The 19,424-nt window shown below is 67.2% G+C and carries 16 protein-coding genes; 6 read left to right on the forward strand and 10 right to left on the reverse strand.

What is annotated here, in order from left to right; translation table 11 throughout:
* The first annotated feature begins 30 nt into the window (after positions 1–30).
* From E5198_RS11315 to E5198_RS11330, 4 genes are read left to right on the forward strand one after another with little or no spacing between them, the layout of a single operon-like run.
* Positions 31–3,705 (forward strand): ATP-binding protein, encoded by a 3,675-nt coding sequence (locus E5198_RS11315; RefSeq protein ID WP_136490098.1) that lies wholly within the window; start codon positions 31–33, stop codon positions 3,703–3,705.
* On the forward strand, positions 3,705–4,346 hold the full coding sequence (locus E5198_RS11320) for a hypothetical protein (RefSeq protein WP_136490099.1): 642 nt from the start codon (positions 3,705–3,707) through the stop codon (positions 4,344–4,346). The genes E5198_RS11315 and E5198_RS11320 overlap by 1 nt, the downstream gene beginning before the upstream one ends.
* Positions 4,343–5,560: a phosphoenolpyruvate carboxylase gene (locus tag E5198_RS11325; RefSeq protein ID WP_136490100.1), complete on the forward strand. Its 1,218-nt coding sequence runs from the start codon at positions 4,343–4,345 to the stop codon at positions 5,558–5,560. The genes E5198_RS11320 and E5198_RS11325 overlap by 4 nt, the downstream gene beginning before the upstream one ends.
* Complete coding sequence (locus tag E5198_RS11330) at positions 5,548–6,423, forward strand: hypothetical protein (protein ID WP_136490101.1); 876 nt, start codon at positions 5,548–5,550, stop codon at positions 6,421–6,423. The genes E5198_RS11325 and E5198_RS11330 overlap by 13 nt, the downstream gene beginning before the upstream one ends.
* 45 nt (positions 6,424–6,468) lie before the next feature.
* Here E5198_RS11330 and E5198_RS11335 read toward each other — a convergent pair whose 3' ends face one another.
* The 10 genes from E5198_RS11335 to doeA form a co-directional block, all read right to left on the reverse strand.
* Positions 6,469–7,344, reverse strand: coding sequence for a DMT family transporter (locus E5198_RS11335; protein WP_136490102.1), 876 nt, complete (start codon positions 7,342–7,344; stop codon positions 6,469–6,471).
* Positions 7,345–7,346: 2 nt separating this feature from the next.
* Positions 7,347–8,147, reverse strand: coding sequence for an aspartate/glutamate racemase family protein (locus E5198_RS11340; protein WP_168772519.1), 801 nt, complete (start codon positions 8,145–8,147; stop codon positions 7,347–7,349).
* Entirely contained in the window at positions 8,144–9,094 is a 951-nt protein-coding gene (locus E5198_RS11345) for a cyclodeaminase (protein WP_136490103.1), read from the reverse strand. The genes E5198_RS11340 and E5198_RS11345 overlap by 4 nt, the downstream gene beginning before the upstream one ends.
* On the reverse strand, positions 9,091–10,077 hold the full coding sequence (gene eutB / locus E5198_RS11350; protein ID WP_136490104.1) for a hydroxyectoine utilization dehydratase EutB: 987 nt from the start codon (positions 10,075–10,077) through the stop codon (positions 9,091–9,093). The genes E5198_RS11345 and eutB overlap by 4 nt, the downstream gene beginning before the upstream one ends.
* A gap of 69 nt (positions 10,078–10,146) precedes the next feature.
* Positions 10,147–11,553, reverse strand: a complete 1,407-nt coding sequence (locus tag E5198_RS11355; RefSeq protein WP_136490105.1) for an aspartate aminotransferase family protein — start codon at positions 11,551–11,553, stop codon at positions 10,147–10,149.
* A gap of 54 nt (positions 11,554–11,607) precedes the next feature.
* The gene (locus E5198_RS11360; RefSeq protein WP_136490106.1) at positions 11,608–13,080 is read right to left on the reverse strand and encodes an NAD-dependent succinate-semialdehyde dehydrogenase; all 1,473 of its coding nucleotides are present in this window, start codon (positions 13,078–13,080) and stop codon (positions 11,608–11,610) included.
* A 147-nt stretch (positions 13,081–13,227) separates the two neighbouring features.
* Positions 13,228–13,719, reverse strand: coding sequence for an Lrp/AsnC family transcriptional regulator (locus E5198_RS11365; protein WP_136490107.1), 492 nt, complete (start codon positions 13,717–13,719; stop codon positions 13,228–13,230).
* A gap of 127 nt (positions 13,720–13,846) precedes the next feature.
* Positions 13,847–14,884, reverse strand: a complete 1,038-nt coding sequence (gene dctP, locus E5198_RS11370; RefSeq protein WP_136490108.1) for a TRAP transporter substrate-binding protein DctP — start codon at positions 14,882–14,884, stop codon at positions 13,847–13,849.
* Between the two features lie 69 nt (positions 14,885–14,953).
* Positions 14,954–15,997 carry a N(2)-acetyl-L-2,4-diaminobutanoate deacetylase DoeB gene (doeB, locus tag E5198_RS11375; protein ID WP_136490109.1) on the reverse strand — a complete coding sequence of 348 codons (1,044 nt, stop codon included), beginning with the start codon at positions 15,995–15,997 and terminating at the stop codon, positions 14,954–14,956.
* A gap of 12 nt (positions 15,998–16,009) precedes the next feature.
* Positions 16,010–17,197 (reverse strand): ectoine hydrolase DoeA, encoded by a 1,188-nt coding sequence (gene doeA, locus E5198_RS11380; RefSeq protein ID WP_136490110.1) that lies wholly within the window; start codon positions 17,195–17,197, stop codon positions 16,010–16,012.
* 139 nt (positions 17,198–17,336) lie between these two features.
* Between doeA and E5198_RS11385 the strand changes: the two genes are divergently transcribed.
* Both E5198_RS11385 and E5198_RS11390 read left to right on the forward strand, forming a co-directional pair.
* On the forward strand, positions 17,337–18,740 hold the full coding sequence (locus E5198_RS11385; RefSeq protein WP_136490111.1) for a PLP-dependent aminotransferase family protein: 1,404 nt from the start codon (positions 17,337–17,339) through the stop codon (positions 18,738–18,740).
* Between the two features lie 144 nt (positions 18,741–18,884).
* Entirely contained in the window at positions 18,885–19,421 is a 537-nt protein-coding gene (locus E5198_RS11390; RefSeq protein WP_136490112.1) for a TRAP transporter small permease, read from the forward strand.
* Positions 19,422–19,424: the final 3 nt, after the last annotated feature.

Genomic DNA, 19,424 nt, shown 5'->3' on the forward strand with positions numbered 1-19,424 from the left:
AGTGCTTTTGCCGCCCAGCAAGGGAGCTGCATGCCCAGCCTCAACCGCATCATCCTGATCAACACCCACCTCGCCGGCGTGGTCGAGCTGCTGGTCGACGACCACACCAACATCTGCGGTACCAACGCCTCCGGCAAGACCACCCTGCAGCGCCTGGTGCCGGTGTTCTACGGCGAATACCCGAGCCGCGTGGTGCCGGCCACCCGCGACAGCTTCGAGCGCTGGTACCTGCCGACCGAGCAGAGCTTCATCGTCTACGAATACCAGCGCATGGACGGCGAGGCCTGCCAGACCATCCTCGCCGCCAGCAGCGACGGCCGCGGCGTCGACTACCGCCTGGCGCACAAGGCCTTCGAGCTGGACGACTACATCAGGAGCCGCCAGGGCGATGTCGTGGTCTGCCGCAGCATGGCCGAGCTGGGCCGCCACTTCCGCCAGAGCGGCGTGGCGGTCAGCAACCAGCTGAACACCCGCCAGTACCGGGCGATCATCCAGAACGACCGCAGCCTGCTGGCCGCCGACAGCCAGCGCGGCGAGCTGCGCCAGCTGGCCCGGCAGTTCTCGCTGTGCGCCGGCGAGCACAGCCTGCGCCACATCGAGAAGCTGGTGCGCGCCGTGCACTCGCGCGAGGGCAAGATGGAGACGGTCAAGTCGATGGTCGCCGCCATCCTCGAGGAGGACGGCGTGGCGCCGCCGACCACCGGGCTCAGCCCGCAGCGGGTCGAGGACTGGATCCGCGACAGCCAACTGATCCAGGGCTTCGCCGCGCTGCGCCCGCAGTTCGCCCGCCTGGAGCACGACTTCGCCGAGCTGCAGGCCGGCGAGACGCGCCTGGCCGGCCTGCTGCAGGCCTTCCAGACCGACCAGCCGCTGCTGTTCGCCCGCCAGGAGCAGCTGCGCCTGGCACTCGAGCAGAGCGGCTTCGAACTCAAGCTGCTGGAGGACGACTGGAAGGACCAGCGCGATGCCCTCAGCCTCGAGCTGTCGCAGGTACAGGCACGCATCGGCAGCGCGGAAACCCAGCTGCAGCACATCGAGGAGCAGTACCAGCAGTACCTCGACGCCGACATCGACCAGGCCAAGGCCGACCTGGAGAAGCTCGACGGCTGGCGCCTGGAGCTGGACAACCACAAGGAACGCCTGCGCCTGCTCACCGAACAGCACGCCGATGTGCAGAACGCCTACCTGGAGCGCAAGCAGATCGTCCAGGAGCGCCAGCAGGAAGCCGTCGACCGCCTGCACGAGCAGGAAAGCCGGGTGCGCGACGAACTGGCCGAGCGCACCCAGCACAAACACGAGGCCCTCGCCCAGCTCGACCGCGCCTTCGCCAACCGCCGTCAGGAGGCGGAAAGCGCCAGCCGCGAGCGCCGCCACGCCCTCGAACTGGAGAAGAGCCGCCAGGAACAGCTGATCGCCAGCTTCGCCTACAGCGAGGAGGAAGCGCTGAGCCTGGAGATCCTCGACCGCCGCCAGGAGGAGGCCGAGGAGCAGCGCGACGCCGCCGCCCAGCAGCTCGACGCCCTGCAGCAGCAGGAGCGCCTGCAGCTGCGCCAGCGCGAGGAGGCTGCCCGGCAGCTCGCCCAGGCCAGCCGCCGGGTCGCCGAACGCCAGCGCGAGCTGGACGACGCCGAGCGCCTGCTCTACCCCGGCCAGCACAGCCTGCTGGAGTTCCTGCGCCGCGAGCAGCCGGGCTGGGAGCAGCAGCTCGGCAAGGTGATCGAGCCGAGCCTGCTGCAGCGCAGCGACCTCAAGCCGGCCCTCAGCGAGGCACCGGCCGACAGCCTGTACGGCGTGCAGCTCGATCTCGCCGCGCTGGCCACCCCGGAGCACGCCGCCGGCGAGGCCGAACTGCGCCATCGTGTGCAGTTGGCCGGCGACAACCTGCAGGACGCCCGCAACCAGCAGGAGCAGGTGGAGAGCCAGCTGGGCGAACACGGCGCCGCGCTGGAAGAGCTGAACACCCGCCTGGTGCTGGCGCGCACCGCCGTGCAGACCGCCAAGGACAACCGCCAGCGCCTCAGGGAGGAACGCGCCGCCCTCAAGGAGCGCCTCGACGCCGCGCTGGCCGAGCGCCGCCAGATCGCGCGCCAGCAGCTCGCCGGCCTGGATGCCGCCCTCGCCCAGCTCAAGCTGGAGCACGCCAGCCTGCTGGAGGAGCTGGACAGCCAGCACCGCGAGGCGCGCCTGGACACCAGCGCGCACTGGCAGCAGGTGATCGGCGACCTGGAACAGCGCCTGGCCCAGCTGCGCGGCCAACTGGAGGAGCAGCGCGCCCAGGGCAAAGCCGAGCTGGCCGCCTGCGAGAGCTGGTACCGCAACGAGCTGAAGTCGCGCGGCGTCGACGAGGCGCAGCTGATCCAGTTGAAGAGCGGCATCCGCGAGCGCGAGCAGCGCATCCGCGACACCGAGGCGCGGCGTGCCGAGGTGCACCGCTTTGATGAGTGGTACGCGCTCACCTGGCTCAAGCGCAAGCCGCAGCTACAGGAGGATCTGATCGAGCACCGGCGCGAAGCGACCGACCTCAAACTGCGCCTGGACACCGCCACCCAGGCCTTCAAGAGCCGCCGCGACGCACTGGAGCAGCAGCGCCGCGAGGCCCTGCAGGCCCAGGGCCGGCTCGGCGAGCAGCTCGACAGCCTCAAGGGGCTGATCAAGCGCCTCGGCGAACTCAAGCTGCCGCGCGACGGCCAGACGCCGGCCGGCGAGCTGGACGAGCGCCTGCGCCTGGCCCAGGAGCTGCTGCACGGCCGCGAGAACCTGCTCGCCGCCATCCGGCAGCACGTCGAGCGCTTCGACAGCCTGATCGCCGGCAAGGCCGGCTCCAGCCTGACCGAGACCTGGGAGCGCAGCCGCGAGGAGTGCAGCCTGGTCAGCGAGCGCGGCGTGCCGACCCTCGACTACCGCCGCCTGGTGCCGGCGCTGGCCCAGCTGCTCAACGTGCTGGTGCCGCAGAGCATCACCGCGCTGCGCGAGCAGGGGCGGATCTTCGGCAAGGACCTGTTCGACTACTTCGCCGTGCTGGCCGACATCGACCAGCGCATCGCCAGCCAGAGCGCGCGGATCACCCGCGAGGTCGGCGAGGAGCTGTTCCTCGACGGCGTGTCCAACTCGGCAGTGACCATCCGCTCGAAGATCACCGAACTGGAGTTCTGGCCGGAGCTGCGCGCCTTCGTCGCCGCCTACCGCGAATGGGAGGACAGCGGCTTCAGTGATCTGCCCGGCGAGGACTACACCGGCAGCATGCGCCGCGCCCTCGAGGTGCTCGGCCGCTCGGCGCTGACCAGCGGCATCGCCGGCCTCTTGGAGATCGAGCTGCGCCTGCGCGAGGGCAACAGCGACCTGGTGATCCGCACCGACCGCCAGCTCAACGAGTCGTCCAGCCACGGCATGGCCTACCTGATCCTCTGCAAGTTCCTGCTCGCCTTCACCCGCCTGCTGCGCGGCCGCGCCCCGGCGACCATCCACTGGCCGATCGACGAACTGGGCACCCTGCACCACAGCAACGTGAAGAAGATCTTCGACGCCTGCGCCAGCAACGCCATCCGCATCCTCGGCGCCTTCCCCAACCCGGACTCCGAGGTGCTCGCGCTGTTCAAGAACCGCTACATCGTCGACAAGCAGAGCCGCCGGCTGCAGGTGGTCAAGCCGCGCCTGGACGTGATCGGCGAACGCCTGAAAGCCCGCCTGAGCGAGGAGACCGTCTGATGCTGTCGAACAAGGGCAAGGTCATCGAGCGCCTGCTGCAGGGCGCCTTCATCTGCCGCACCAGCGACGAGGAAGGCTGGCGCTTCTTGAAGAATCCGGCCAACCGCGAGCAGGTCGACGACTACCTGGCCACCCTCAACCGCAGCGTGGCCGCAGTCGGCGCCGGCAGCGAGGCCGAGGTGTTCTACTGCGCCTATCGCCAGCTCGGCGAGGCCGAGCGGCGGGTGGTCGGCCAGCAGTTCCGCGACGTCTGCAACGCCCTCACTCCGCTGGTCGAGTGGCTGCTGCTGGTCCAGCAGGCCGGCGCCCAGGACGCGCCGCTCACCGAGGGCAGCCCGATCCGCCTCAACGAGCTGCAGAGCATCGTCGAGGACACCCCGGCGTTCCGCGAGCAGCTGGCGCGCATCAGCCACTACCGGCTGTTCGGCTCGACCAGTTCCAGCGTCGACGCGCAGATCAAGCAGGTGTTCAAGCGCCTGTGCGAACTCGGCTACCTGCTGCGCCCCAACCCGGAGAAGCAGATCTACCTCGGCACCGGCAAGCTGGACTACCTGTACGAGGTGATCCGCTTCATCGACGAGGCCGAGGGCCTCGCGCTCGAGGAGCGCGCCGAGCTGGCCAGCCAGGGGAGCCTGCTGTGAGCGGCAACCTGCACCAGGCCGGGGTGCGTTTCCTGCGCCAGCTGGGCCGCCACGCCGAGACCATCATGGACGCCTACCTGGCCGGCGCGGTCGGCGACGACGCCCTCGAGCCCGGCGTGCAGGAGCGGCTGGTCAAGGACGGCGTGCTCTACCGCCCGGAGCCGGGCGCCGACCTGCACCTGCGCCGGGTGGTGCGCGCCCTGCTCGAGGAGGCCCTGCGCGACGACCGCAACCGGCAGATCGACGCCAACACCGGCAGCACCCTGGCCACCTTCAAGACCCTCGCCGCCCACTACAAGGAGGCGCGCCACCAGGGCGACTTCGCCGCCGCCGACGCCTACCTGGCCGACCTGCGCGAGCACGTCTACAGCTTCTGCGAGGGCCTCGGCCACAGCGTGCGGGTGCTGTGGGGGCGGATCAACAACGAGTTCGGCTACGTCGGCAGCCTCGGCGCCAAGATCCGCGAGAACGAGCTGGCCCAGGCCCAGGTCAGCGAGCTGCTGGCCGGCCTGGAGCTGATCGACTTCAGCGAACTGGCGGAAACCGCCGGCGAACTGCGCGAGCTGCGCCGCCTGCTGGTCACCCGCCTGCAGCGCCAGGTCAGCGGCTGCTGCCAGGAGCTGGGCGTGGTGCAGGCTCGCCTGCTCGAACTGCTCGGCCGCTTCCGCAAGATCCAGGGCCGCACCCGCCTGCTGCGCGGCTGGCTGCTGCACGCCGAACAGCAGCCCGACTACCGCCCGGGCAGCCACACTGCGCGCCCCGAGATGCCGCAGCTGCTCAACCTCGCCGAGGCGCTGATCGCCCCGGCGACGGCCAACCTTCACGACGGCAGCCAGGAGGCCGAGCTGCTCGCCCTCGCCGCGCAGATCCGCGCCCAGCGCGAGGAACGCCCGGCCGCGCCGCTGGCCGAGGCCGGCGAGCTGACCCTGGGCGAGGTGGAAAGCTTCGAGGTACAGCCGAGCCCCATCCAGCTCGCCGTGCAGGAGTACCTCTGCGCGGTGATCGAGAGCGGCCAGCCGGTGTCGGCGCTGACCTGGTGGCGCGAGCACGAGCTGTCCTGCGATCCCGAGAGCTGGCTGTACCAGGTGATCGGCGGCTACGAGGCGCTGCCCGACGAGCAGCGCGCCTGCTTCCAGCTCGACCCCGACGGCGAGCCGCACCCGGTGTTTTCCGGCAACTTCATCGTGCGGGACCTCTCGCTGTGGCTGGCCTGAGCCGCAGCCACCACAACGCCGTGCACCGCCTGCTGCGCGAGCGTCTGGACAAGGTGGAACTCAACCGCACCTGGCAGCAGCTGCACGCCCACTTCGAGCTGGGCCGCCCCTCGGGCAAGTGGCTGCACTTCGACGCCGAGACGCGCCGGCTGCTGCAGCGCCTGGCGCGGGACGAGTGGGGCTTCGATCCGCTGGCGGGCGTACCGGAGGGCAGCCGCCGCGAGGTCGCCTCGCGCGCCGTCGACGAGAAGATCGCCCGCCGCCGCCCCGACGACGACTTCGTGCTGGTCAAGGGCACCCTGCCCGCGCCGCTGCCGACCCTCGCCCGCGGCCTGAGCCTGCGCGTGGCGCTGCCGCAACTGGACACCGCGGCCATCGCCCGGCTGGTGCTGATCGAGAACCTCGACAGCTTCGACGACTGGGAGGACTACCCGGCAGCGGCCGAACTGGCCGGCAGCCTGATCGTCTACCGCGGCCATCGCGGCCTGGCCCGCGGCGCCCGCCAGTTGCTGGAACGGCTGCCGGCGGCCACGCCGGTGGTGGTCTTCCCCGACTACGACCCGGCCGGCCTGGCCATCGCCGCCAGCCTGCCGCGCGCCGATGCACTGCTGCTGCCGGAGCTGGACGAGGCACTGCTGGCTTGCGGCAGCCGAGCCCACTTCGACCGCCAGTTCCGCCAGGCACTCCAGCTGGAGGAAGCCGAGCTGGGCGGCTGGCGGGCCGTATGGGAGGAAATGAAGGGGCAGCGGGTCAGCATCAAGCAGCAGCACATGCTGGCGCTGGAGGTCAGGTTGCGACTGGCATGGCGACATCAGAGGGCAGGCAACGCTCCCTTACTGCATACGGCTGACTTCGGCAGCTAGCTAGCAGGTCCACAATCGTCATGGTGCATTGTGCGGGCATGGCAGCTATTCCTGCGCCGCGAGTACGGGACTTTTCACACGCTGTGGTAACCAGACATTGAGTGCCAGCCCGCCCAGCACTATGGCCCCGCCAAGCAGGACGCCCGTACTCGGTGTTTCGCCCAGCAACCACCAGACCCACAGCGGGCCCAGGACAGCCTCGAGCAGGATCAGCAAGCCAACCTCGGCCGGGCTTATGCTCTGCGGCCCCAGCTGGACCAGCATGAAGCCCAGCGGCAGCAACACGCCCGCCATCACCAGCAGGACCAGCCACTGCTGCCCATCCAGACTGGCTGGCTCACCTCCCCCCCAGGAGAAGGCCGCAGCCATGAAGGCTCCCAGCATCAGGCCCGGACTCATGTCGACGGCCGGCCGGCTTCTGGCCAGCGTCAGGTTGCCCGCCAGCAGCAGAGCCGCCAGCAACGCCAGCAGGCAGCCGGCCAGGCTGGCGCCCTGCAGGTCGTCACCGACGATCAGCAGCACGCCGACCATGCACACCCCTATGGACAGCAGCGTTTGCCGGGGCAAACGTTCGCCTAGGCAACACCAGGCCAGCAGGGCGGCGAACGCCGAAGAAACGCTGAACAGCAGCAGGGTGACGGCGGCGCCAACCTTCTGCATCGCCGCCAGGAAGCACAGGGTGCTGCTGGCATAGCACAGTCCGCACCACAGCCCCGTGGAGCCGCAAGCCCTGAGCTGCGCCATGAAACCGCCGCGGTAGCGCCAGACCAGCAACAGCGCCAGCCCCACCCCCATCAGCAGGCCACGCCAGGCCAGCAGGGCCATCGCCTCGAGATTCAGCCAGCGTTGCACCAGTGCATCGGGAGACAGCAACAGCACACCGGTTGCCGTGAGCAGCAGCCCCTTGCTTCTCGCATCCATGATCAACTCTCCACTCCACCCACGGGTGACTGGTCCGCCAGGAGTCTGCCGAAACCGGGTACCGGGCGCGCGAAGCCGACGCTCCGGAGCGCATGCCAGAACATCGCCTGGTTGCTGGATACCACCGGAATCTGCAGCTCGGCTTCCAGCTCCTCAAGCACGTCGAGGGTCCTCAGGTTGGTGCAGGCGAGGAACAGCGCATCCACCTGCTCCATGGCCAGCAGCACGCGAGCGGCGGCCACGATATCGTCCGCGCCTATCCTGGGGATCGCCGCATCCTCGAGTACGGCAAAGGTGCCGCAGCAGGCCACGGCGAAACCGGCCTCCTCCAGACCCGCGCACAGCGGCTGGTTGACCGCCGCGATGTAGGGGGTGAGCACCGCGATCCGCCGTGCGCCCAGATGGCGCAGGGCCGCCTTCACCGCCGTCCAGGGATTGCTCACGGCGATACCGGGACGGGCACTGCGCAGCAGGCGCGCCACCTCGCCCTCGCCGATCAGCATGCTCCCGGAGGTGCAACCGAAGACCAGCACATCCAGCTCCAGTCCCGGCACCAGCAATTCGGCCGAACTGGCCAGGCCGTCCGCCAGACCGCGCAGCTGCTCAGGAGCCACAGTGGGGCTGCACGGCGTGCGCGTGCTGTACAGTTCCAGGCCATCGACCAGCAGCTGGCGCCACTCGTTCTCGAGGGTGAAGTCGCTGGCCAGCTGGATCAGCCCCAGGCGCAACGGCCGTCCAGCAGCTGCCGGGCGGTGCCGGAACACCCGCTGCCAGGCCTCGAAATCCTCGGCGACGGCGCTCATTGTCCGTCAACCTCGAGCCGGCTTGCCGCATAGTTGGCGATCGCCGTGTCCTGCACCCCGGTGCCGGTCAGGTCGCAAACCGTGATCTGTTCCACGCTGGTGCGCAGATGCCGCTCCTCGGCGATCAGGGTGCCCAGCTCGAACACCTCGCGCTGCAGCGCCGGCGCATGGTGAAGCTCGCCCAGCGCGCGGGACTGGCTGAGGCGGTCCACCACCACGACGTCGGCGCTGGCCAGGATGGTCGGCTCCAGTTCATTCTTGTGCGGGTTGTCCGCCCCCATGGCGGTCACATGGATGCCCTTGGGCAGGTCGCTCCACTGGAGCACCGGGGTACGCGACGGCGTGGTGGTCACCACGATGTCGGCCAGGGCGCATGCACTGGCGGTGCTGTCATGGACGATCACCGGCAGGCCGTGGACCTCGCCCATGCGTTGGGCATAGGCTTCGGCCTTGGCACTGTCGCGGGCGTGCACATGGACCTCCTCGATACCACGCACCAGGCGCAGCGCCGCCACCTGCAACTCGGCCTGCAGGCCCGCGCCGATCACCGCCACGCTGCGCGCGTCCTCGCGAGCCAGATGCTTGGCGGCGATCGCTCCGGCCAGGGCGGTGCGGATGTCGGTCAGGTAGCCTTCGTCGAACAGCACCGAGTCGACCAGTCCGGTCTTGGCCGAGAACAGCAGCATCAGGCCGTTGAGGCTGGGCAGACCAAGCCTGGGATTGTCGAAGAAGCCGGGACTGATCTTGATGGCGAAACGCTGCCAGCCCTGGATGTGGGCGGTCTTGACGTCCACCTCGCCGTTGCTCTCGGCGATGTTCATGCTGAGGATCGGCGGCATCACCACCTCGCCACGCCCCAGGGCGGCGAAGCCGGCCTCCACCACCTCGAGGGCGGCGTGATCCAGTCTGACCTTCTCGGCAATCTGCTGACGATCGTAGATTTTCACAGGGACTCTCCGGCGAGGCGGCAAGCCTCGGTAAAGGTGGCGGTGGACAGGTTCTGGCCGCTGATCACGAAGGCCACGCGACGCCCCTGCAGGTCCAGTCGATGCTGCTCGACGGCAGCCACGCCGACGGCGGCGGCGCCCTCCACCAGCAGTTTTTCCTCGCGCAGCAAATGCAGCATCGCCCGGCCGATGTGCGCCTCGTCGACCCTGTAGCCACGATCCATGTAGCGCCGGGTCATGCCGAAGGTCCAGGCGTTGTCCAGGCCGATGCCGCCGCCCAGGCTGTCGGCCAGGGTCGGCACTTCCGGCACCTGCACCGGGTGTCCGGCGGCCAGGCTTTCCAGCATCGCGGCGCCCTCGGCCATGCTCACGCCGACCACTTCCGCGGCAGGGTTGATGCTCTTGACCGCCAGGCCGATGCCGGCAACCAGGCCGCCGCCGGAGAGGCCGGCGAACACCAGATCGATGTCCGGCTGCTCCTCGAGGATATCCAGCCCGCAGGTCCCCTGGCCGGCGATCACCAACGGGTGGTCGAACGGTGGAATGTAGGCCAGTCCCTGCTCACTACTCAGCCGCCGGGCCTCGACGTCGGCCTGGTCCTGGGACTCGCCACAGATCACCAGGGTGGCGCCGCTGTCGCGCAGCGCCTGCACCTTGTTGTCCGGCACCAGGTGCGAGATGCACACGGTGACCGGGATGCCGATCCGCCGGCCGGCCCAGGCCAGCGCGCGACCGAAGTTGCCGGTCGACATGGTCACCACGCCACGCGCCCGCTGCTCCTCGTCCAGGCCGAGTAGCGCATTCAGCGCACCACGCAGCTTGAAGGAGCCGGTCGGCTGCAGGTTGTCCAGCTTCAGCCACGCCTCGCAGCCGAAGCGCCGCGACAGGGATTCGGAGCGTACCAGCGGGGTACGCAGGACCTGCCCGGCGATGCGCCGACGGGCCCGGAAGATGTCCTGCAGGGTCAGTTCTTGTTGTTGCATGCCAATCCCCCAATCGGTCGATCACCAGGGGGCCGGCAACCTGATCGGTCACGGCCCCCTGGCGCTGGCTTACTTGGCCTGCCAGGCGCCGCTGCTGATCAGCTTGTCGGTAACGCGATTCACGGCACGTTCGGCGCGGGCGACGATGTCGTCCACCTCGTCACGGGTCACCACCAGCGGCGGAGCGAAGCCGAGGATGTCGCCGTGCGGCATGGCGCGGGCAATCAGACCCTCCTCGAGGCAGGCCGCGGAGATCTGCGGGCCGACCTTCAGGCTGGGGTCGAAGTGCTGACGCTTGGAGCGGTCGCTGGAGAACTCCAGGGCAGCCAGCAGGCCGATGCCGCGCACCTCGCCGACCAGCGGATGGTTGGCGAAGGTCTCCTGCATGCGCTGCTGCAGGTAGGCGCCGGTGTCGCGCGCATTGCCGGTGAGGTTCTCGCGCTGGATGATGTCCAGGTTGGTGAGCGCCGAGGCGATGCCCATGGGGTGGCCGGAGTAGGTGTAACCGTGGCCGATCGCGCCGTAGGTGTCGGTGCCCTGCTCCAGCACCTGCCAGACGCGCTCGCCGACGATCACCCCGGACAGCGGCTGGTAGGCCGAGGTCAGGCCCTTGGCCACGGTGATCAGGTCCGGCTTCATCTCGTAGTACTGCGAGCCAAAGTCGACGCCCAGCCGGCCGAAACCGCAGACCACCTCGTCGGCGATCAAGAGGATGTCGTACTTGTCCAGCACCTTGCGGATCTCCGCCCAGTAACCCTGCGGCGGCGGCACGATGCCGCCGGTGCCGAGCACCGGCTCGCCGATCATCGCAGCCACGGTGTCCGGTCCCTCGGCGAGGATCATTTCCTCCAGCTTGGCGGCGCAGTAACGGGAGAACTCCAGCTCGCTCATGGCGTCGTCGGGACGACGGTAGTAGACCGGCGCCACTGTGTGCTTGATGCGCTCGAGCGGCAGATCGAAGTGGGCGTGGAACAGCGGCAGGCCGGTCAGCGAGCCGGAGGCGATGCTCGAACCGTGGTAGCCGCGGTCGCGGGAGATGACCTTCTTCTTCTCGGGGCGGCCGAGGATGTTGTTGTAGTACCAGACCAGCTTGAGCTGGGTTTCGTTGGCGTCCGAGCCGGACATGCCGTAGTAGACCTTGCTCATGCCCTGGCCGGCGAGCTTGACGATGCGCTCCGAAAGCATGGCCAGCCCCTCGGTGGTGTGACCCACGTAGGTGTGGTAGTAGGCCAGCTGCTTGGCCTGCTCGTAGATCGCCTCGGCCATCTCGGTGCGGCCGTAGCCGATGTTCACGCAGTACAGGCCGGCGAAACCGTCGATCAGCTGATTGCCCAGCGAATCCTCGATGCGGATGCCCTTGGCGCCGGTGATGATGCGGGCCGGGCTCTCGCCGTGGGCGTGCTGCTTGAGGTGGGTGGACGCGTGGAAGACGTTCTGGCGGTCGATCTCGATGATCTTCTGGGTGTCGATAGTCATGGCATTGCCCTCGTTGCAATAGATGCGGATAGGTTTGGCGCAGCTGTGCGGAAATCAGCTGCCGCTGGCGCTGGGCAGGCCACCCAGGCAGTAGTACTTGATCTGGCTGTATTCATCGAGGCCGTGACGCGAGCCTTCGCGACCGAGGCCGGACTGCTTGACGCCACCGAAGGGCACCGGCGGGCCGGTCATCTTCACCGAGTTGACGCTGACCATGCCGTACTCCAGACCGCGCAACAGCTTCCACACCAGACGGATGTCGTAGCCGTAGACGTAGGCGGCCAGTCCGTACTCGGTGTCATTGGCCTGGGCGATCAGCTCCTCGAGGTCGCTCCAGGCCAGCACTCCGGCGACCGGCGCGAAGTTCTCCTCGCGGTACACGCGCATCGCGGGGGTCACGTCGGCCAGCAGGGTCGGCATGAAGAAGTTGGCGCCCGGCGCCTCGCTCTGGTCGCCGACCAGCAGGCGGGCCCCCTTGGTCACGGCGTCCTCGACCAGCTCGCGCGCCTTGGCCACCGCCCGGGCATTGATCAGCGGGCCCTGATTCACGCCACGCTCCAGGCCGTCGCCCACGGTCAGCTCGCCCATGCGGCGGGCGAACACCTCGAGGAACGGCTCGTAGAGCGAGCTGTGCACGAAGATGCGGTTGGCCGCCAGACAGTCCTGGCCGGTGGTCTGGAACTTGGCATCGATGGCCGCCTGCGCGGCCTGCTCCACATCCATGTCCGGCAGCACGATGAAGGGCGCATTGCCACCCAGTTCCATGGAGCACTTCTTCACGGTGGGCGCAGCCTGCTCGAGCAGCAGGCGACCGACGCGGGTCGAGCCGGTGAAGGACAGCGCCTTGACCTTGTCGCTGGCGCAGAGCACCTGGGAAACCATCACCGGCTCGCCGGTGATGACGTTGAACACCCCGGCCGGAAAACCGGCGCGCTCGGCCAGTTCGGCCAGCGCCAGCGCCGAGAACGGCGTCTCGCCAGCCGGCTTGACCAGCACGGTGCAGCCGACGGCCAGGGCCGCGGCGGCCTTGCGGGTGATCATCGCGCAGGGGAAGTTCCACGGTGTGATCAGCGCGGCGACACCGATCGGCTCGCGGACGCTGCCGAGCTGGGCGTTGCGGATGTGGCTGGGGATGGTCTCGCCGTAGGCGCGGCGGGCCTCCTCGGCGAACCAGCGGATGAAGGAGGCGGCGTAGTCGATCTCGCCGCGCGCCTCGTCGAGCGGCTTGCCCTGCTCGAGGGTCATCAGCCGCGCCAGGTCTTCCTTGTTGGCCAGCAGCAGATCGTGCCAGCGGTGCAGGATGGCGCCACGGGCGTCCACCGACAGAGCACGCCAGGCCGGGAACGCCGCTTCGGCCGCATCGATGGCGCCACCCACTTGCCCTTCGTCGAGCAGCGTGCAGCGGCCGAGAATCGCTTCGCTGGCCGGATTGCTGACCGCTTCGTCGCGGCCATCGTTGCCAGCCACCCATTTGCCGTTGACGTACGCCAACTGGCGGAACAGGCGCGGATCGTTGAGGTTGTTCATGTGTGCAGCTCCCCTGAGCGGACCGGTTGCGTCACGGGGTGGCAACCGATTGTTCTTGTTGACGGCTCTACTTTAGGGGGGTGGGTGAGGTGATGTTTTCTCTTCACCAGCACGCGGAAAGCGCTTTTTTCTGTTGTCCCGGGAGTCTCAGGCGCTTTTTTCGGCAGGGCCCGCCGACTCGACGTCCAGGGGTGGTTCACTCTGCTTGATCGTCTTGGTGACGATGTAGGTGAAGTAGCGCTCGATGCCCAGATCGGCCATCAGCCACTGGTCCACGAGCCGCTGGTACTGATCGATGTCACGGGTCATGACCTTGACGATGTAGTCCACGCCTCCACCGGTGGCGTAGCACTCGGTGACCTCGGCACAGGCCTCCATGGCCCTTTCGAAGCGGACGAAGGCTTCGCGATTGTGCTGCTTGAGGGTGACCTCCACCAGGACGGCCACCCGTTTGAGCAGCACCTCAGTGTCGATCCAGGCACCATAGCCGCGGATGATGCCTGCCTCCTCGAGGCGCTTGACGCGCTCCCAGCAGGGGCTGACCGACAGGTTGATCGCCTCGGCCAGGCTGGATTTGGTGATGCGTCCGTTCTGCTGAAGGATGCGCAGAATCTTCAGGTCGTAACTGTCCAGGCGCATGTTGCAACTCCTGCGCGGACGGGGCCGCGCCAGATGAAAAAAAGGCCGGCGAACTGCATCGCCGGCCAAAGTCAGGATCGGTTCGAGCTCTCGGGCAGCGACTGGTTGCGCGCCCCCGTCATCCCACTCAGCGCTTTTCCAGTGCGGCAATTTCCTCCTCGATCTGGTCGAGCATCGCACGGGTTTCCTGGCCGGCCAGCTTGGTTAGGGTGTCACGCAGCGGCTGGCTGGCCTTGCGGAACGCCTCCTGCTCTTCGGCCGAGAGCCTGACCAGGCGGATACCCGGCTTGGTCTGCTGGATCTTGGCCAGACGCTCGTCGCTGTAGCGGGCCTGGACGTCGAAGATATAGGGCGACAGCTCGGCGATGGTCTCGTCGATCAGCTTGCGGCGTGCCTCGGGCAAGCCTTGGTACCAGGACTCGCTGGACAGTACGCCGACCGTGAACTGCTGGTGGCCCGGCCAGGTCAGCACGTCAGTCACCTCGTAGAACTTCATCTCCTCGATGGCGAAGATCGGGTTCTCCTGACCGTCGATCATCTTCAACTGCAGAGCGCCATAGACTTCCGAGTAGGGCAGCGGAGTCGGGACTGCGCCGAATGCCTTGTAGGTCTCGACCAGCATCGGCGAAGCCATCACCCGCATCTTGAAGTTGGCGAAATCGGCAGGTTTGCGGATCTCCTTGTTGGTGGTCCAGACCATCTCCCCTTCCGGATACATGCTCATCAGCCGCAGGTTGCGCTGCTTGAGCTTGTCGGCCAGGGGGCCGTAGATAGTCGGACTGGAAGACAGCACCTGTCGATTGACCCGGTTATCCTGGGAAAGCAGGTAGGGCACCGTGAACAGCTGCATTTCCGGCACAGTGGAGCCGAGGATGCCGGTGGAGCCATGGGCGAACTGCAGCACCCCGTTGGCGACCAGTTCGGTCAGATCCTCGGACTCGCCGAGCGCCCCATAGGGATAGACGGTGACCTTGACGTCACCACCGCTCTTCTCCTCGATCAGCTGCTTGAACTTCTGTGCGTAGGCGTCCTGCACGCTGCCGCTGACCTCCTCCAGGGCGAACTTCCATTCCTCGGCCGCAGCCAGGCCAGCCTGCCCCAGCAGCGCCAGTCCCATCCCGGCGACCAGTGCTGCGCGCTTGAAGCGACTAACGATCTTGCTCATCGTGATGCCTCCACAGTTCTTGTGTTTTTCTTGTTTTTCCGGACGCGTGGGGGGTGCGACCCTTACGCGTCACAGCACATCGGCAATCACAGCCACCGTATCGCCGATGGCGACCAGGGCGGGAAAACGCCGGGCGACCAGCACGCCGTCCCGCTCGGCGCGATACTCGGCCGGCGACACGCCGGTGCGCTCGAGGGTATGCACACGAGCGACCAGATCGCCGCGCCTGACCCGCTGACCGAGACTGCAGGTCAGCTCGAGAATGCCCTCATGGATGCTCTGCACATAGCAGCTGGCATCCGGCATGTCGAGCTGTAGCGGCGCCTCGTCCGGCAGCTCCGGCTCCCCCTCGATGATGCCGGCGAAGCGCAGGAAATTGCGCACGCCGCGATCGGCGATCGCCATGGTTTCCGGCGTGGTGGTGCCACCGCCGCGCAGCTCCGTGGTCACGAACACCTTGCCCTGCGCCTCGACCGCCGTGTCGTACAGCGAGGCGGCATCCAGCTCGAACAGCACCATGCAGGCCGGTGCCCCGAACAGGCGGGCGCCCTCGATGCAGCGCGCCTCCTGGGCGGCATCCGGCAGGCGATGAGCCGCCGCGAAGGGCACGAAGTCCAGCGTCTTGCCGCCGGAGTGGATATCCAGTGCGTAGTCGCACATCGGTACCAGATAGCGCTGGAAATAGTCCGCGATGCGCTCGGTGATGCTGCCGTGCGGGTGGCCGGGGAAGGCGCGATTGAGATTGCCCTTGTCGATCGGCGAAGTACGGCTGCCGTTGCGCGCCGCCGGGAAGTTCATCGCCGGGACGATGATCACCCTGCCCTGCACGTCCTCGGCGCGCAGCTCGGCGGCCAGCTTGAGCAGCGCGGTGATGCCTTCGTATTCATCGCCATGGTTGCCGCCGGTCAGCAGGGCCGTCGGCCCGCTGCCATTCTTCACCACGGTGACCGGCAGCATGATGCAGCCCCAGGCGGACTGGTCGTGGGAGTACGGCAGCTTGAGGAAGCCGTGCTGGACACCGTCACGTTCGAAGTCGACCGTCGCGCTGATGGTCGTGGCCGGCAGAGCGGCGCCTCCCAGCGCCGCCAGACCTGCCTTGTTGGATGTAGTCATCGCACACTCCACTCAGGGCTTGACGAACAGTTGTCGCGGGAAATCGCAGAGGGTTTCCACGCCCGTCTCGGTGATCAGGATGCTCTCCGTGGTTTCCAGCCCCCAGTCGTCCAGCCAGAGTCCCGGCATGAAGTGGAAGGTCATCCCCGGCTTGAGCACCGTCTGGTCGCTTTCACGCAGACTCATGGTGCGCTCGCCCCAGTCCGGCGGATAGCTCAGACCGATGGGGTAGCCGCAGCGATTGTCACCGCGGTCGTAGCCGTAGCGACGCAGGGTGCTGTTGAGCTCGCGGGCGATATCGCCGCAGGTGTTGCCGGGCTTGGCCACCGCCAGGCCGGCCTCGAGACCGGCATTGATCGCCTCTTCGGCCCTGCGGAACGCCGCCGGCGGCTCGCCCAGGTACAGCGTGCGCGACAGCGGGCAGTGGTAGCGCTTGTGGCAACCGGCGATCTCGAAGAAGGTGCCCTCACCCTTGCGGAACGGACGATCGTCCCAGGTCAGGTGCGGCGCCGAGGCATCCTTGCCGGAGGGCAGCATCGGCACGATGGCCGGGTAGTCGCCGAACTTGCCGTCGTGCCCCTCACAGGCCACCCGGTAGATCTCGCCTACCAGAACGTTCTTGGGCAGGCCCGGCTCGACCATTTCGATGATCGCCCGATGCATGTTCTCGACGATGCGCGCAGCGACGCGCATGTACTCCACCTCGGTCGGCGACTTGATCGCCCGGCACCAGTTGACCAGGCCGGTGGCGTCGACCAGGCGAGCCTCGGGCAGGCCGCGCAGCAGCGCCTGGTGCGAAGTGGCGCTGTAGTAGTAGTTGTCCATCTCCACGCCGATCGTGCCCTGCGTCCAGCCGCGACCGGGCAGAACTTCCTCGCAGAGGTAATCGAGCGCGTGATGCGGCGGATTCATGACATAACGGTCGCTGTAGGAGGCGATATCCTCCTCGGGCAGATAGACCGTGCGGCGCGCGCCATTGGCATCGATGCCACGGCCATACCACAGCGGATTGCCCGACTGACCGACCACCACGCACTGCGGGGTGTAGAAGGACCACCCGTCATAGCCGGTGAGCCAGGCCATGTTGGACGGGTCGTGCACGATGAGGACGTCCAGACCGCGCTCGACCATGGCGCGGCGCACCTTGGCAAGGCGTTGGGCGTACTCCTCCCGACTGAAGCTCAGAGTCGTTTCATTCATGACTACATCTCGGAATGGACATTTTGTTCACTGCATTGTACTGAGATGGGCTAGAATGATTTTCAAAAAGACAAGTCAATCCGGCCTGGTGCGCAGTATTCATACCAGTACAAATTGCCGTCAAGGAAAATATTGAACCATGACAATTGACCTGAAGCCCTTCATCCGCAATGGGCAGCCCAAGTACCTCGCCATCGGCAACGCACTGACCGAAGCCATCAACAGCGGCGCACTGCAACCCGGCAGCCGCCTGCCCACTCATCGCGAACTGGCCGAACAACTGGGCGTGAGCGTACAGACGGTGAGCAACGCCTACGCCCATGCCGAGAAGGAGGGCGTGATCTACGCCCAGGTCGGCAACGGCACCTTCGTGCGCAGCCGCACCCTGAACAGCGAGGCGGACTACCTATCCACCGACGAGCAGGACAACCCGCATCGTGGCATCGACCTTTCCACCGCCCATCCGGTGTGCACGCCTCGTCATGTGCGCCTCTACCGCGAGTCACTCGAGCGCCTGGCACGCGAGGGACGCGAGGACTTCATCACCTCGTTCCATCCCACCGAGGGCCTGAGCCGGCATCGCGAGGTGGTCTGCGACTGGCTGAGCCACCAGCAGAAAATGCCAGCCAACCCGGACCACATGCTGTTCTGCAACGGTGCGGCTCACGCCCTGACCATTGCCATGGCCACGGTGGTCAAGCCTGGCGAAACCGTGCTGTGTGAGCGGGAAACAGGCATGCTGCCGATGGCCCTGGCGCAGACCCTGCACTTCAAGCTCAAGGGCGTGGACACCGACGAGCAAGGACTGCTGCCGGAGGCCCTGGACGCCGCCTGCCGGCAAGGCGGCGCAAGGGTGCTGTTCTGCACGCCGACGATGAACAACCCGACCAGCGACACCATGGGCCCTGCACGTCGCCAGGCGATTGCCGAAGTGGTCGAGCGGCACGACCTGCTGGTGATCGAGGACGATGTCTATGGCTCGCTGGAGCCGAACCGCTCGGCGCCACTTTCTGCCCTGCTGCCCAATCGCAGCTTCTATGCCACCAGCCTGACCAAGGTGACCCTGCCGGGCATGCGCGCCGGGTATCTGATCACCCCGCCCAACCTCGTGCACCAAGCCGTCGGCCGCCTGCGCAGTACCACCTGGATGGCCACCCTGATGCCCTTCGAGATCGCCAGTTGGTGGATGCAGGACGGCACGCTCGACCAGATGATCGCCTACCAGCAACAGGAATTCGCCGCGCGCCAGCAGATGGCTCGCGAGCTGCTCGGCCCCTGCCGCTACAAGGCCCACCCCAACGGTATGCTCATCTGGGCCGAGCTGCCCGAGCACTGGCAGGCAGAGAAGTTCGTTCGCTACGCCCGCCAGGAAGGCGTGATGATCCATCCGGCCGAGCCTTTCCTGCCCGGCCCCAATCAGGACAACCGCCACGTACGCATCACCCTGGGAGCCGAACAGAGCCGCTCACGCCTGCAGGTGGGGCTGCGCACCCTCAGGGAACTGCTGGATACCTCGCCGGCGCCATTGCACTTCGTGTTCTGAGAGCGCAGCAAAAACCACAACAATATCGGATCAATTCAGAAAGAATCATGACAAGCAAAAATTGACGTGATTTTTAGCCAGGGATAAGGTCGGAGACGTAAAACAAAAACAACTGCCCGCCTTGCCTGGCGGCTGGAGGTCCCCATGGTTTACTTGCGAAAACTGGACTGGGTGCTGGACAAACTGGAGGCTTGTATCCTGGCTGCCTCGGTTCTGTTGATGGCCCTGAACTCGGTCGTCAACGTCTTCGGACGCTACCTGTTCAACCAGAGCCTGTACTTCTCCGAGGAGCTCAACCAGTTCCTCGTCATCTTCATCACCTTCGTTGGCTGCAGCTTCGCCGCCCGCCATGCCCGCCACATCAGCATGAGCGCCTGCATCGAACATTTGCGCGGGCGCAGCGCAGCCCTGGCCCTGCTGCTGATCAACCTGCTCACCGCCGGCCTGATCCTCTGGCTGACCTGGGCATCGATCGGCTACGTCCAGAGCGCGGCCCGGATCGGTCGCGCCTCATCGGCCCTGCAGCTCCCCCTCCATTACATCTACATGGTGATTCCCCTTGGCCTTGGCCTGACCGGCCTGCAGTTCCTGCGCCATGCCAGCCTGCAGCTCATGGTGCTGAGTGGCTGCATCGACGCGTCGCGCTGCAACCCCCACACCTCTCTCCCGCCCCAAGCCTGAGCC

Origin of the sequence: Pseudomonas sp. A-1 (assembly GCF_004801855.1) — a bacterium.
GTDB lineage: Bacteria > Pseudomonadota > Gammaproteobacteria > Pseudomonadales > Pseudomonadaceae > Geopseudomonas.

What these genes read in the sequence shown, in the direction of transcription:
- E5198_RS11315 (WP_136490098.1), top strand. Translation starts at nt 31, where the DNA reads ATGCCCAGCCTCAACCGCATCATCCTGATCAACACCCACCTCGCCGGC.
- doeA (WP_136490110.1), bottom strand. Translation starts at nt 17,197, where the DNA reads ATGAATGAAACGACTCTGAGCTTCAGTCGGGAGGAGTACGCCCAACGC.
- E5198_RS11335 (WP_136490102.1), bottom strand. Translation starts at nt 7,344, where the DNA reads ATGGATGCGAGAAGCAAGGGGCTGCTGCTCACGGCAACCGGTGTGCTG.
- E5198_RS11320 (WP_136490099.1), top strand. Translation starts at nt 3,705, where the DNA reads ATGCTGTCGAACAAGGGCAAGGTCATCGAGCGCCTGCTGCAGGGCGCC.
- E5198_RS11355 (WP_136490105.1), bottom strand. Translation starts at nt 11,553, where the DNA reads ATGACTATCGACACCCAGAAGATCATCGAGATCGACCGCCAGAACGTC.
- doeB (WP_136490109.1), bottom strand. Translation starts at nt 15,997, where the DNA reads ATGACTACATCCAACAAGGCAGGTCTGGCGGCGCTGGGAGGCGCCGCT.
- E5198_RS11390 (WP_136490112.1), top strand. Translation starts at nt 18,885, where the DNA reads ATGGTTTACTTGCGAAAACTGGACTGGGTGCTGGACAAACTGGAGGCT.
- E5198_RS11385 (WP_136490111.1), top strand. Translation starts at nt 17,337, where the DNA reads ATGACAATTGACCTGAAGCCCTTCATCCGCAATGGGCAGCCCAAGTAC.
- eutB (WP_136490104.1), bottom strand. Translation starts at nt 10,077, where the DNA reads ATGCAACAACAAGAACTGACCCTGCAGGACATCTTCCGGGCCCGTCGG.
- E5198_RS11365 (WP_136490107.1), bottom strand. Translation starts at nt 13,719, where the DNA reads ATGCGCCTGGACAGTTACGACCTGAAGATTCTGCGCATCCTTCAGCAG.
- dctP (WP_136490108.1), bottom strand. Translation starts at nt 14,884, where the DNA reads ATGAGCAAGATCGTTAGTCGCTTCAAGCGCGCAGCACTGGTCGCCGGG.
- E5198_RS11340 (WP_168772519.1), bottom strand. Translation starts at nt 8,147, where the DNA reads ATGAGCGCCGTCGCCGAGGATTTCGAGGCCTGGCAGCGGGTGTTCCGG.
- E5198_RS11360 (WP_136490106.1), bottom strand. Translation starts at nt 13,080, where the DNA reads ATGAACAACCTCAACGATCCGCGCCTGTTCCGCCAGTTGGCGTACGTC.